The following is a 14,615-nucleotide window of genomic DNA, read 5'->3' as shown; positions in this document are numbered from 1 at the left end:
CCGGCCATGCGCATCCAGCTGCTGGGACCAGTGGAACTCGTGGGGCCGGACGGCCGCACCGTCGAGCTCGGCGGCGCGAAGCGGCGCGGTGTCCTCGCCTTACTCGCCCTCGACCTGGGCCGGACCGTCTCCATCGACCGGTTCTACGAGCTGCTGTGGGAGGCCGACCCGCCCGCGCAGGCCCGCGCCGCCCTCCAGGGCCACATCGCCGCCCTTCGCAAACTGCTCGCGGGCTCCCCGTTCACGCTGCGCACCGAGGCCCCCGGCTACCGTCTGGACGGCGATCCGGAAGCGGTCGACGAGAAGCGCTTCGCCGCCCTCGCGGCCCGCGCCGCCGTCGCCGACGACACGGAGGGCGCCGCGCTCCTGCGCGGAGCCCTCGACCTCTGGGCCGACGAACCGCTGCGCGGGCTGCCCGGCACCGCGCTGGTGCGCGAGTTCGTCGAGCAGTTGAACGACCACCGGGTCCGCGTGCTGGAGTCCTGGGCGGAGCGCGAACTGCGGCTCGGCAACGGCCCGGTGGCGATCCCGTCGCTGGAGCAGAGCATCCGCGTCTACACCCTGCGCGAGCCCACCATCGCGCTGCTGATGCGCTGTCTCCACCAGGCCGGCCGCAGCGGCGACGCGCTGGACGTCTACCAGGACACCAAGGCCAGGCTGGACGACGAACTCGGCATCGCCCCCGGTCCGCTCCTGCACCAGGCGTTCGGCGAGATCCGCGGCGCCCGCACCCCCGAGCCGTCCGACCCGGCCCTCACTCCGGCGCCCGCGGGAGCGGCCTCCAGGCCGGCCGCCGTCCGACCGGGCCCGGCCGTACCGGGCGCCCTCCGCTGCCTCCCCCGGCAGCCCGCCGGATTCGTCGGGCGGGACGCCGAATTCGCCTGGCTGGAGCGCGAATGCGGGCCCGAGCGGGTCGGCAGCGGGCTGGCCGTGGTGGTCGGACCGGCCGGCGCGGGCAAGACCGCCGTGGTGGTCCGCTGGGCCCAGCAGGCGAGCTCGGGCTTCGCCGACGGCAGGCTGTTCGCGGACCTCCGGGGCTTCGACCCCTCCGGGCCCGCGAACCCCGGCCAGATCCTCGGCGACTTCCTGCGCGCCCTCGGGGAGCCCGAGTCCGGGATCCCGGAGGACCGGGCCGCCCGCGCCGAGCTGTACCGGAACCGGACCCGCGACCGCCGGCTGCTGGTCGTCCTGGACAACGTCCGCAGCTCCGAGGACATCGCCGACCTGCTGCCCGCCGACCCGCGCTGCGCCACCGTGGTGACCAGCCGGCGCACCCTGGAGGACCTGGTCGTCACCGAGGGCGCCGCCATGCTGCGCCTGGAGGCCCTGCCCGAGGGCGACGCCTGGGCCCTGCTCGAACGGATGCTGACACCCGCCCGGGTCGCCGCCGAGCAGCAGGCGACCCGCCGTCTGATCGCCCTGTGCGACCACCTTCCGCTCGCCCTGCGGATCGCCGCCGCACGGCTGGCCGCCCGGCCCGGGTGGACCGTCGCCGACCTGGTGACGGAACTGGAGGACGAACGCACCCGCCTGCTCGCGCTGGACACCGAGGGCGCGGTCAGCGTGCACAGCGCCCTCGCCCTGACGTGGCGCCATCTGCCGTCCGAAGCCGCCCGGTTGCTCGGGCTGCTCGCCGCGCACCCCGGAACGGAGGTCGACACGCCGGCCGCCGCGGCGCTGCTGGAGAGCGAGATCCCGGCCGCGCGCCGCGCACTCGGCACCCTGGCCGCGTACCACCTCCTGGTCGAGAGCGCACCCGGGCGGTACGGCCGGCACGACCTGGTCCGCCTGTTCGGGGCCCGGCTCCTCGCCGAACGGGGCGACGGCGCCCACGCGGAGGCCACCGCGCGCCTGCTCGACTACTACCTGGCGGCCTCCCGGGCGGCCGTGGCCTGCCTCGAACCGTTCGCCCACAGCCCCGGCCCGCTCTCGGATTCGGCACCCGCCCTGCCGTCGACCCCCGACGTACGGTCGGCACTGGCCTGGTTCCGCCGTGAGGAACCGACCCTGCGCGGGCTCGTCGCGCTGGCCGCCGACACCGGGGAGCCGGAACGGGCCTGGCGTCTGGCCAAACAGGCCCACTACCTCTACCTCGGAGCCGGACAGCTCACCGACCGGCTCTCCTGCCTCCGGGACGGGCTCCGGGCCGCCCGGCTGACCGGAGAGCGCTCTCCGCTGGCACTGATGGAGACCCTCACCGCCTCCGCCCTCACCTGGATCGGACGATCGGAGGAGGCGTTGTCCCTGGTGACCCAGGCGGTCGAGCGGACCGGGCCGTCGGACGGAGAGGCCCACATCCTCGCGCTGACCACCCTGGCGATGATCCACGGCATGCGGGGTGACCTGGCCCGCGCCCACGAGCAGTCCGACGCCGTGCTGCGGCTGATCCGGGAGACCGGGCTGCGCGAGCACGAGGCCGCCGTCCTCAGCAACGCCTCCGCACTCAAGGGCATGGCGGGCGACGCGGCCGGCGCGCTGCACTACGCCCGCGAGGCCCTGCGCCTCCTCGCCGACCATCCGGGCGCGTCCTTCCAGCTGTCCGCGATGCACAACGAGGCCCAGGCCATCCAGATCCTGCACCCGGAGGCGGCGGAGGACGCGTGGACGACGGTCCTGCACCGGTGCCGCGACGCGGGGAACGTCCACATGCAGGCGCTCACCGAGCGCCAGCTCGCCGACTTCCTCGCCCGTTCCGGCCGTCCCGCCGACGCCGCCGAGCACCTCCGGGCCGCCATCGAGCTCTACACCCAGCGCGGTGACGTCGGCCTGGTCGACCAACTCACCGCCCGCCTGGGGGAGCTGACGCACTGACCGGTCCTGCGTCGGCCTCCCGGTCCCCGGGAGGCCGTACCGGACCTACTCGTGGACCGGCTGGGGCTGGACCGGATGGATCGGCTGGGTGTGGCCGGGCACCAGGTGCCCGAAGTTGTCGTCGGCCGGGTCAGGGACCGCCGGCCGGTGGTGGTGGGAGCGCCGGTGGCAGCCGCCGGCGGCCTCCCGCAGGTCGTCCTCGGCCAGTTCGACCGGCTCGGCGTTCACGGGGGTGCCGTTCATCTGATGCTCCTTCGGAGGATCGGGTTCCTCGGACCGGGGCGGCCCTCCCCCTACGGAACGGACGCCGGGCGAACGGGGTTCGACCGCACCCCGGAGGTTTCCCGCACACACCCCCTCCCGGAGGCCGGAGGCGTCCGGTGTCCCCGGGATTCCCGCGCAGAACGGGTCCCGCGCGGAACGGGCCTCCTCAGATCAGAGTGCTGCCGTCCGACGGACGAAGATCTCCGGGCGGGCGAGGTCCAGGGCCGTCGCCACCGCGCCGTACAGCACCGCCTCCTCCTGCAGCCGGCTCGGGGCCAGCCTCGGCCGGATCGGCACCAGCCGGTGGAGCGCCTCCTCCAGCGGGCCGAGCAGGAGGTCCGCGCTCTGTCCGAGGCCACCGCCCAGGACGACCAGATCCGGATCCAGCACCGCCGACACCACCGCGACGGCGTAGGCGAGTTGCTCGGCCTCGTGGTGAACCGTCGCCACGGCGGCCTCGTCCCCGGCCCGCGCGGCGTCGAAGACCTTCCTGGCCGTCAGCTGTCCGCGCATGCCCAGTCGCCGCGCGGTCCGGACCACGGCCTCCGCGGAGGTCGCCTCCTCCAGGGTCTCGCCCGGTCTGCCCGGCAGCGGGAGGAAGCCGATCTCACCGGCCGACCCGTGCGTACCGGCCAGCAGGTCGCCCTCGCGCACCACGCCGACCCCGAGCCCGGTCCCGATCAGCAGGTAGGCGAACACCCGGCTCCCGGCTCCCGACCCGAACGTGTACTCCCCGAGGGCGGCGAGGTTGGCGTCGTTCGCCACGGTGATCCTCGTCCCGAGCCCCTCGGCGATCCGGTCGAACAGGCCGGGCTCGTTCCAACCGGGCAGCTGGTTCGCGTAGCGCACGCTGCGGCACTGTTCGTCCCAGACCCCCGGTGTGCCGATCACGGTGCGGTTGATCGCCGACTCCGGCACCCCGGCCTCCGCCGTGGCCCCGCGCGCGGCCGCGACCACCTCGTCGGCCACCGCGTCCGCCGAGCTGCCCCGGTTCGGCACGTCCGCACGGGCCAGCACCCGGCCGGCGAGATCGGTGAGCGCGACCCGCAGCCAGGCACGCCCGATGTCGATCCCGAGGACGCGGCCGGCGGTCGGGTCCCGCTCGTACAGCACGGCCGTGCGGCCCCGCTCGGGAGCGAATCGGCCGGCCTCCCGGGCCAGCCCGGCCCGCTCCAGCGCGGCCAGGGCGATGGACACCGTGGGCTTCGACAGCCCGGTGTCGCGCGCCAGCTGGGCCCGGGACAACGGGCCGCCGGTCCGCAGCCTTTCCAGCAGCAGCCACTCGTTGTTGCTGCGCAGCCGCTGCCTGTTCCAGGTTTCGCCGGGCCGTACGACCCCACCGAAGCCGGTCACCAACGGGTAGCTCACGGCTTCCTCCGGTCGACGATCGTCCACCCTCGCGGCACGGAACAGCCGACCTGGTCGGAGCGGCCTCGAAGTCACCGCCACCCTACCCGCCACGAAGATCGCAGACGCACCGACCTGTGCCCTGACCAGGGCAGCGGCCGCACGGCCCTCGATCGCGTGCCCTACGGCACCAGCCACGCCCGGGCGGCCGCCGGGCGGCCCGGCGCTCCGGGGTCCGGCAGCAGCGCGGCCTCGGCCGGCGCGAGCGGACGGTCCCAGACCTCGATCGCCGTCACCGCGCCGTCCCACTGCCGCGTCCAACTGCCGCCCTGGGCGAGGCGACCGACCTGGAAGCCGCCCGGTGCGGCGGTCGAGACCGAGGCCGCCGGAGCCTCGGCGGCCAGGGCGCCGTCGACGTAGAGCCGGATCGCGTGGGTGGCCGGGTCGTACCCGCCGGTCAGCAGCGTCCACCTGCCGCGAGCTGCCTTCGGCCGGGCCACCGCACGGGAGACCACACCGGTGGCGTCGGTGGTCTCGAACACCCAGTGGTTCCCGTCCTGCTCGAACTCCCGGCCGAGATCGAACGAGAACCCGGAGCCGGACGCCTGGCTCAGCGCCGACCGGCTCTCCGTCGACGCGTCGTTGTACACCCACGCCGACACGGTGAAACCACCTCCGGTGTCGACCACCGGCGAGCGGGTCTGCGCGTAGCCGAACGGGCTGCCGTCCAGCACCAGCGCGGTCCCGGTACGCCCCGGCGCGCTGCCGACCACACCCCGCGGCCCCGTCTCCAGGGCGGGCCCGCCGCCCCGCTCCGACAGCGTGACGGGCTTCGCGTTCGACGCCGGGGTCGCCGCCGAAGCTGCCGGAGCCGCCGTCGTCGGAGCCCCGGTCGCCGCCCTCGGAGCGGCGGCCGCACCGGACGGACGATCGGCCCCCGAACCCGCCGCCGCCAGGCTGACACCGGCGACCACCACCAGGGCCGCGACCGCCACCGCCGCGATCTTGCCCAGCCGGCGGCGGCGGGCCCGGACCTCGTACGCGTCGGCGAGCGCGTGCCAGTCGGGCCGGTCACCCTCGATGTGGACGGGCTGTTCCGTCAGGTCCACCGGGGCTCCGGGGAACAGCGCGCGGTCGTCCGGTGCCTGCCAGCCGCCTACATGCTCGGGACCCATGGCCGTACCCTTCCGTCCACGACGGTCGCCGCCCGCGAGCCGCCGGTACCAGGCGGTCGGGGCAAGGGGTGAGGAGACCGCCAGGGGGAACTACGGCGCCCGGCCGCAGGGCAGTTCACCCCACGACTTCGGAACTACGTAACGACATCGGCACCCGGCCCCGCCTATGCTGCTGACCCCGTGCCGTGCGAGGGCGGTGAACCACGCCTCGCAGGCGAGCCGTTCGACCTCGGGACGCTGCCCGACCGGTGTTCCAGCGCTACCGCCCTGATCGGTCGCGACTTTGAACGGACTGATGAGGACTCCGCGATGGCCGTCTCCCCCGTTTCCTGGTTCGCCGGGGTGTTCGATTTCGGGGCCTCGGGCAAGGACGTGCCGTCGTGCTGGGCGGCGTTGATGGGCGCGATGTCGGGTGGCTCGTACCCGAAGGTGGATCCGCCGACGCTGTTGTCGAGTGCGGGTGCGTTGCGGCGGGTGGCGTCGGCCGTTGACGAGCACTCGGTTTCCTTCGAGCGGTCGATGTTCGGGTTGTCGGTGACGTCTCCGGGGGCGCGGGAGATGGTGTCGGCGACCGCGGAGGGGGTGGGCGACAGTGCGCGCGGGACCGCGCGGAGTCTGCGTGAGGGTGCGGGGGCGCTGGAGGAGCAGGCGCTGCAGGTGGACTACGCGCAGTGGTCGATGCGGTGCACGGCGGTGATGACGCTGTGGATGGTCGCGCAGTTGATGTGGGCGGCGGCGGCCACGGCCGGGGCGTCGGCGGCGCTGATCCCGGGGGTGCTGGCCGGGGGGCGGCGTTCGGTGATGGACATCGTGAGGGATCTGCTGGCGGGGGTGCGGGCGTCGGCGCGTTCGGGTGCGGTGTTCGGGGCCGGGCAGGACGCGCTGATCCAGGCGGTCGAGCAGGGCCAGTACCGGCACAGGTTCGACCTGACGTCGCTGTGGCTGGCGGGGCTGAGCGGGCTGGCGGGTGGTCTGGGGGATCCGGTCGGGCGGGGCCTGGGTGACAAGGTGGCCGCGCCGGAGCTGTTGCGCAAGCTGGCGGGCGGGGCGCTGGGCGGGGTGGCCGGTGGTGAGGCGGGCGCGGTGGTCTCCGCGGCCTGGGAGGGTCAGTGGGACCCGTCGATGTTCGGCCTGGCCGCCGCGGCCGGAGCCGGCACCGGCCTGATCGGCGGCGCCCTCCACCACTACACCCAGATCAAACACGCAATGAACCAGGGTTTGGCACAGGATCCGCCGCCGCCCCGCGAAGGCCATCAGCCGGCCCCCGACCCTCACGGTCGGCATCTGCCGGTCGAACTCCCGCCACCGCCTTCCGAAGCCGCTTCCGACCGGAAGGCTCCCGAGCACGCCGCCGGCACAGGGGCTCCCGAGACACTCCACCAGCCCGAACTCGTCCGCCCGACAATGACGTTCGAGAACCCCTACCCTCCTCACGATCCGCGAAGCCGCATTCCCGACTGGGCCGAGATCGTCCGCCGGGCGCAGGAGGATCCGCGTGTGCGGGAGGTCAGCGGGCTGACACCCGAACAGCTTCACAGCTGGTGGACGCTCCTGCCGAAGGAACAACAGCAGCAGCTGAGTTCGATGGTCAACAACGTGGTCAGCGCACCGAAGCAGCTGAACCTACGTGTGAACCCGACCGAAACCCTGCGCCTGCGTGCCGCGTTCGTCGGCGAGTTGTCGGTCCAACGTGCCCGCCACCTTGACACCTCGATCAGCGTCGAGCACCTCCTGAACGCCCATCGTGGAAGCGGCGCACCGCATCCTGCGACGTACACCACCGCGGACCGCGATGTCTTCCACCACGTCGCCGGTCGACAGGCCACCGCGGCGGACCGGCTGCGGTTCGGACTGCCGTCCGGTGCACCGGACCAGGGCGATCCCGTACGGCTCCCTTCCCCCGGGAACGGGGGATCCTCGTCCGCTGCCGGGCCGTCCTCCTCCCGCCAGGAGCACACGTCGGAGGGCGTTCAGCACCAGCCCGCAACCACCAGTCCTCCGTCGGCGCCTCCGTCGGGCAAGCGCCCGTTCCCGAGCCGCTCGGTGTCCCCCGCGACCGCCGCCCTCGACCCGGAGCCTCCCAAACGCTCCCGGGTCGACACGGAAGGCACCGCTCACCGGCCACCGGTCCCCGCAGCCCCCGGAGGTCCCCGGGCCGACACCGAGCTGAGCGCCCTCGCCAGGCGTCTGAAGGTCCAGGGAGTGGCGGACTGCCCCAAGGGCACCGTCAACGAGCTGCTCCGGCTCACCCTCCGGATCCCGCCCGAAACCCCCATCAGCACCGAGCACCGCCGACGTCTGCGCCAAGCCGGCGAGTTGACCCTCGACCACTTCAGCCGCTCGGCACCGCTCCAGGGCGGCACCCAGTCCCTGACGGTCGCCCTCCTCCGGCAGGCGGACAAGCTCAACTCGCTCGCGGCGCACGAGCACGCCGGCTCCTGGCGCGACGGCGGCCTGAACTACGCCCGCGCACTCTCCCACCTCAGGCTGCCGATCACCGCCGACAACCTCCGCGCTCTCGGCACCGTCCTCGGTGAGGCCCCGCCCTCCTCCCACCGGAAGCCCGCCGTTGCCGGGGACCATCTCGAAGTCCTGGACCGGCTCGCCGCCCTGACCGGAGTCGACGCCAAGGAACAGCCACCGGCCGACGCGGATCCCCGCAGAACACTCGTGGAGGACACCGCTCGCCGGCTCGCCGATGAGGGGCACACGGCGCCCCTGCCGCAAGGCCCCGCCGTTCCCACCACGACTGCCCAGGCCACTGGCAACGCCTCGGCCACCGCGGACGGGCAGCCGACCTCCGTACCCACCCAGAGCCGGAGCACGCCGACGGTACTCGACCAGGAGGCCCTCGGCATCGCCGTCAAGCTGATGGTCGACCACGGGATCCCCCTGCCGGAACCCCACCTCCGGGAGTCGGACCCCACGGTCCTGGACATCGCCTGGTCCTACGCCTTCTCCGCCGATTCCCTCAAGGGAACCTTCGGCAACGAGATGGCGAAGTCCCTCGCCGAAGCCGCCGCCAAAACCCGCGCGGGCGAACTCGCGCGATCCGTGTCCACGGGTGAGTCGCACGGCACGGATCTGGAGATGACCGACGCCGCCACGCCGGCCCACGATGCGGTCGCCGACTCCGGTACGTCCGGCGCTCCCCGACAACCCGATGTCGTCGTCTGGGCCGTGGACTCCGATCGCACCGCCTTCGGCACGCTGGAGTCCTCACCCGATCGCGCTGGCATCGTCACCCTCACCGTGCCGCTCATCGACGTCCGGGTGGTCCACTCGACCGACCGCAACGCGGTCCTGGTCCCCACCGAGCACGGCTGGCACGCCACCGACCGTTCGTCCGGCCGAACCCAGTGGCGCGAGCTCCTCGGCCGGTTGTCGGACGACACCTTCGCGGTGCAGCTCCCCGCTCACGAGCCGACCGATCCGGAAACCGCGCTGCTGTTCGCCAACACCCGCCGGGAGCTGGAGAAGCACCTCGGCGTCGCGCTGTTCACCGCCCCACCCGGCAGCCGCCTGCACAGGGACGCCGGGGGTGATCTGAGGATCCCTCCCGGCCTGAACTGGGTCGGCGACCTCCACGGCATCCGTCGGCGGAAAGGATGGTTCAACCTCCCGAGTGAGGTGTTCACCGACCAGTTCGGCCTGCTGTGCGTTTCCGGCCAGACTGCGCTTCGTCCCGGGCCGGCAGGTCTCGGCTTCACCGGCGGGGCACGGTGGAACGCCGCCTGGCAATCCGTCAGGCCTACCAGCGACGAGGTACTCGCCATCACCTGCGACATCGCGGCGGAGAGCGTGCATCTGCCCTCCACCGCGAGGTTCGCCGTCACCTGGGTCGAAACCGACCTGCCGAATCTGCTGGGTGCTCTCGGTGTCGAGTCCGACACCCCGATTCAGCTGCTGAACGGAGGATGGAGTAAGGGACCATCGGAAACGTTCCTCCAGCACCTTACCGCCTCCCTCAACCGGCCTCTGATCGTGACCGACGAGGCGTCTGTCTGGGACCAGACCGCGGTCCATCAAGGCATGATCCGGGCGATCGGCGTGAACGGCCACAGCCAGGGACGGTGGCGGATGATCCTGCCCCGCGGCCACCGCCTGGAGGGCGCCCACCTGTGGACCGAGGACAGCGGGGAGGTGCGCTGGCCACCCGAGAAAATCCCGCAGCAGGACCGGACCTGGACGTCACTCACCACGGAACAGGTCACCGCGACGGTCCAGGACATCCTTCGGGAGTGGCTGCCACGCGAACCCGGCAGCCAGAGGAACAGTTCCGGAGAACTGGTACGGCCGCAGACCCGCGCCAGGCCCTGGCGCTCCGAGGGCACCACACCTCACGACCTCACCGGACCGCAGCTCCGCGAGGAGTTGCTGGCCGTCCTCCGCGCCGGGCTGGAGGAGAACGATCCACTCGCGCTGCTGGACGACCAGACCATCCGCCAGTTCAACCTCACGCCGCCCGAACTGGCGGAGGCCTCGAAGGCTGCCTTCAGCGAGGCCCGGGACCAGGTCGCGCAGGAGTCCTACGGCGACGGAACGATCATGACCGATCAACACAGACATCAGGCCCATGAGGAGCAGTGGCGTGCCGACCTGGCGCGTCGGTTGTCACGGACCCCCGAGGACATCGATCAGCTCAAGGAGGCGGCGTCGCACAGCCGCCGCGCCGACGACCTGCTGAAGAAGACGCTGCAACGTCTTCGGACGAGGCTAGTCGAGCAGTACGCCGCTCCGAGCTGGCTGAGCAGCAGCGAGAACTTCCTCGATGCCTCCTCCGACGTGGGAACTGCGGCGCTGAAAGTCGTCGACCTCTTCGACCGGCACGGAATTCGCGGGCTGATGGAACTTGAGCGCAGGCTGCGAGGCACTCTGACAGGCGAACCGCCGCTGCAGCCCGCACCCCGGGAGGCTGTGGGATCAGCCACCGGTGAACGCTTCATCATCCAGTCTTCCCATACCGGCACCGATTCCATGGTGATCTACCTGGGCGGTATGAGCGAGGATTCCTCGGCCTTCATACTGACCCGGCTGGACGACGGCCCCGGCGCGATGTCAGCGATCCGCGATGCTGAGGACAACGTCCTCGACCGCCGACCACTGAAGTGGGCAGGTGAACCCACGGTGTACATCGACCTCCACGGACTTCCCGGCAGAGCGATCCCTGCGCTGGCAGAACCACTCACGGGAACCGCGGACACCACCGGAGGACACCTCGCCGATCTGGTGGCCCAACGGGCCGCGTTCATCGAGATGTGGCATCGCCATGGAGGTCGGCTCAACGTCGTTCTGGTCATGTGCTTCTCCGCTGCCGTCCCGGAGGGAGCAGGATCGGCAGCCGACCGTACCGATCGGCTCGTCACCGCTCGGGAATTCGCCGACCGCCTTGAGGAACACCACCACATGCCGGTCAAGGTCTACGGAGCCGAACTTCAGGTGTCGTACTCGACCGAGCTCGGAGTCTCGCTACCCGAAGGCGCCTCCTACGACCCGGCGGTCATCGACTGGCACCTGTTCGCGCCCACCGCCGGAACCGAGGTGAAGCACGCACCCTCCGATGACGAGGACCCCATGAACGTCGACGGGGCACCCGCCCCCTCCGCGACCGTCCTCCCCCCGGTCGACATCGGCCCGATCATGCAGTGAGCCGACGGCCGGCCGGAGGCAGGTGCGTGCCTCCGGCCGGGCATTCCGGCGAGCGTCTGACAAATCCTCTCCGCCCGCCCGGGTCGCCGTCTCCGCCGCCGGCGCGGAATGCCGGTCAGGTCGATTCCCGTCGCACTTCACCGCTGCCCTCGGGCGAGGGGCCGGAGCACACGTGCCACCCACACGCAGGGCCAAGCTTGCTACCTGACCGTCGACAACGGCCCGCGACGGCCGGGGCCCGTCACCCGCATCGGCCCGCCGAGTGGCACACGCACCACGGCTGGCCCACGCTGGGGCGGAAGTCCGGTGCGGCAGATGGGTACGGTGCCGATGTTCGATACGAGCTTTGCGTTCCCGCGTTCGCTGGAGAAACCGGTGGCCGGTGCCCGGGGCCGGGTCGCCGTGGTCGGGGCGGGCGTCGCCGGGCTGGTGTGCGCCTACGAGCTGCAGCGCCGCGGGTTCGACGTCGCCGTGTACGAGCGGGCGAACCGGCCGGGCGGGCGGGTGCGCACCCACCGTTTCTGGGACGGCACCCACGTGGACCTCGGCGCCATGCGCATCCCCGGCAACCACCACTGCGTGCTGCACTACGTCTCCCGGTTCCGGCTGGCGACCCGCCCGTTCGTCAACGCCAACCCGCGCGCCTACTACCACCTGCGCGGCCGGCGGGTCCGGGTGCAGGACGTGGCGGCGCTGTTCCCCGCGTACGATCTGCGCCCGGCCGAGCGGCAGCCTCCGACCCCGGTGCTGGACCACCTGCTCGGCTCGGTGTGGCGCACCCTGACCGTGGAGCAGCAGCGCCGCACCCTGGAGGGCCACTGGGACGACCCGGCACTGGAGCGGGCGGCCTCGGTGTCGCTGTGGCAGTTCGTCCACGAGCACCTGTCCCAGGACGCCTGGGACCTGGTCGGCCACGCCAGCGGACTCGCCCACTACGAGCAGTCCTCGCTGCTGGAGGTGCTGGTCGACTACTTCGGCCTGTTCCACCGCGGCCAGGTCGAGCTGGTCGACGGGCTGGACGCGCTGATCCACGCCTTCGTCGGCGCGCTGCGCCCCGGCACGCTCCAGCTCTCCACCCAGGTCGACGAACTGGCGCTGACCACGGACGGCGTCCGGCTCCGCGGCCGGCGGATCGGCGCCCGGCTGCAACAGGACGTCGACTACGTGGTGTGCTGCGTCCCGGCGCCCGCGCTCGACCGGATCGCCGTCACCCCGGCCCTGCCGCACGCCCAGCGGCACGCCGTCCGCGGCATCAGCTACGCGAGCAGCATCAAGACCGTCCTGCACCTCACCCGCCGCCGTTGGGAGCTGGAGGACGGCATCCACGGCGGCGGCAGCTTCACCGACCTGCCGATCCAGCAGTGCTGGTACCCCTCGGACAATGCGGTGCGGGCGAAGGACGGGGTCAACGGCGACTCCGGCCCGCGCTGGACGGTGCGCGACCCGCTGCGCTCGGCCGAGCCGACGGCCCTGCTCGGCGCGTACCTGTGGGGCGCCAACGCCCGCCGCTTCGCCGCGCTGGAGCCGGCCGACCGGGACGCGCTGGTGCTGCAGTGCCTGGAACGGCTCCACCCGGGTATCACCGGGGACGTGGACGACATCGTGCACTGCAACTGGGACGTGCAGACCGGCATGGGCGGCGGCGCCTTCGCCCATCTGACACCCGGCGAGCACACCCGCTACCTGAGCGTGCTCGGCTCCCCGTTCCCGGCGGAGCAGCCGCGGATCTTCTTCGCCGGCGAGCACCTGTCCGGCGCCCACGCGTGGTGCCAGGGCGCGGCACAGTCCGCCCTCGGCACGGTGAGCGCCCTGCTCGACCGGGCCGGGCACCCCCGGGAAGCCACCCGGGTGGGGGCGGTGTGACGCAGGGCGGGGCTGGCCCGGCCCTCGGTCGGGCCGAACTGCTGGCCCCGTTCCGGCCCGGCCGCTGCGAACTGGTCGGCATCGAGGTCGAGTGCGGCCTGGTCGACCCTTCCACCGGGCTGGCCGCCCGCTACTTCGGCGAGCGCGGCGTGCTGGCCGTCCTGGAGGCGGTGCAGGCCAGGTGGGGCGGCGAGCGACAGGAGGACGCCGGGCGGCTGACCGGGGTACGGCTCCCGGACGGCAGCCAGATCACCCTGGAACACGGCGGCCAGCTGGAGTACTCCTCGATGCCCGTCCCGTCCGTGGCCAAGGCAGTGGACGACATGCGCGCCGCCCTGGAGCGACTCGCCGAGCTGGTCGGCCGGTTCGGCCTCGCCCTGCTGCCCGGCGCCAACCTGCCGTTCGACCGGCTCGCCGACATGCAGTGGGTACCGATGACCCGGGGCGCCATCATGCGGGACTACTTCGCCGGGCTGGGCGAGCCGGGCAGCCGCGCCCGGTACGTGATGGCGCTGTCGCTGTCCACCCAGGTCACCCTGGACTACCTCTCCCCCGCCGACTTCACGCAGAAGCTGCGGATGCAGATGGCCGCCGCCCCGGTGGTCTCCGCCCTACTCGTCAACTCACCGCTCCAGGAGGGAGGTTCGTCCAGCGGGCTGCTGTCCCACCGCTGCTGGGCCTGGCTGCGGATGGACCCGCGCCGGAGCGGGGTGCTGCCGCCCGCACTGCGCCCCGACGTCACCGTCGAGCAGATCGCCGACTGGGCGCTCGGCATCCCGCTGATCCACTACCGCACCCCGGACGGCCGCTACCACCCCGCGCCCGACCGCACCTTCGCCGCACTCCTGCGGGACGGCTACCCGGACGGCTCACGGCCCACCCCGGCGCACTGGGCCGCCCACCTCAACCAGCTCTGGACCAACACCCGGGTCCGCAACACCCTGGAGGTGCGCGCCTCGGACGGGCCACCGCACCCGTTCATCCCGGCCGTCCCCGCCCTCTGGGCCGGGCTCAGCTACCACCCCGGATCCTGCTCCGCCGCCTGGGAGTTACTCGGCCGCTACACCCTGCACGACCACCGGGCCGCGCTCGCCGAGCTGCCCGCCCTCGGGCTCGCCACCCGCCTCGGCGGCGACCCGGTCCGCCCGCTGGCCGCCGAACTGCTGCGGCTGGCCCGGGCCGGCCTCGCCGCCCGGATCGCGGCCGGGCTCGAACCGCCGCACGTGCTCGGATACCTGGACCCGCTGGAGGAGATCCTCGCCACCGGACGGACCTTCGCCGAGCAGTGCCGGGAACGCTGGCACGGCGACCTGCGCCGCGACCCGGCCCGCTACGTCGCCGCGTACCGGGTCTGAGGCCGCCGGGACACGTGCGAACCGCCGCCGTGTCAGCAGTTCGTCAACGACGTGTCAGCAGCCCGTCAATCCGGGCCCCGGCGCCACGGAAGCGGCGGAGGCTGGACGGACCACGCCTGCGGAACCCGCAGGTCGCCCCGGAGGTGAGCCG

7 protein-coding genes are annotated in these 14,615 nt (G+C 73.0%); 4 read left to right on the top strand and 3 right to left on the bottom strand.

All coding sequences use genetic code 11. The features are described 5' to 3' along the window. Nucleotides 1-6: 6 nt before the first annotated feature. Nucleotides 7-2,811, top strand: a complete 2,805-nt coding sequence (locus tag AB0O11_RS33560) for a BTAD domain-containing putative transcriptional regulator (RefSeq protein WP_363394609.1) — start codon at nt 7-9, stop codon at nt 2,809-2,811. Nucleotides 2,812-2,856: 45 nt separating this feature from the next. Here the strand turns inward: AB0O11_RS33560 and AB0O11_RS33555 are convergent, their stop codons facing one another. The 3 genes from AB0O11_RS33555 to AB0O11_RS33545 form a co-directional block, all read right to left on the bottom strand. Next, nucleotides 2,857-3,054 (bottom strand): hypothetical protein, encoded by a 198-nt coding sequence (locus tag AB0O11_RS33555; protein ID WP_363394607.1) that lies wholly within the window; start codon nt 3,052-3,054, stop codon nt 2,857-2,859. Nucleotides 3,055-3,246: 192 nt separating this feature from the next. Continuing rightward, nucleotides 3,247-4,443, bottom strand: coding sequence for an ROK family transcriptional regulator (locus AB0O11_RS33550; RefSeq protein WP_363394605.1), 1,197 nt, complete (start codon nt 4,441-4,443; stop codon nt 3,247-3,249). A 161-nt stretch (nt 4,444-4,604) separates the two neighbouring features. After that, on the bottom strand, nt 4,605-5,597 hold the full coding sequence (locus AB0O11_RS33545; RefSeq protein ID WP_363394603.1) for a LamG domain-containing protein: 993 nt from the start codon (nt 5,595-5,597) through the stop codon (nt 4,605-4,607). Between the two features lie 309 nt (nt 5,598-5,906). On the opposite strand from AB0O11_RS33545, the gene AB0O11_RS33540 reads away from it, so the two are divergent. The 3 genes from AB0O11_RS33540 (at nt 5,907) to AB0O11_RS33530 (ending at nt 14,464) form a co-directional block, all read left to right on the top strand. Further along, a complete protein-coding gene (locus tag AB0O11_RS33540; RefSeq protein WP_363394601.1) occupies nt 5,907-11,246 on the top strand; it encodes a hypothetical protein in 5,340 nt (1,779 codons plus the stop codon). A 375-nt stretch (nt 11,247-11,621) separates the two neighbouring features. Next, nucleotides 11,622-13,109, top strand: coding sequence for an NAD(P)/FAD-dependent oxidoreductase (locus AB0O11_RS33535; protein ID WP_363394599.1), 1,488 nt, complete (start codon nt 11,622-11,624; stop codon nt 13,107-13,109). After that, the gene (locus AB0O11_RS33530; protein ID WP_363394597.1) at nt 13,106-14,464 is read left to right on the top strand and encodes a glutamate-cysteine ligase family protein; all 1,359 of its coding nucleotides are present in this window, start codon (nt 13,106-13,108) and stop codon (nt 14,462-14,464) included. Before AB0O11_RS33535 ends, AB0O11_RS33530 begins: the two co-directional genes overlap by 4 nt. Nucleotides 14,465-14,615 lie beyond the last annotated feature (151 nt).

Origin of the sequence: Kitasatospora sp. NPDC093102 (genome assembly GCF_040683915.1) — a bacterium.
Lineage (GTDB): Bacteria > Actinomycetota > Actinomycetes > Streptomycetales > Streptomycetaceae > Kitasatospora.
Note: the sequence above shows the minus strand (reverse complement) of the source record. Positions and strands in the feature narration are given on the sequence as shown.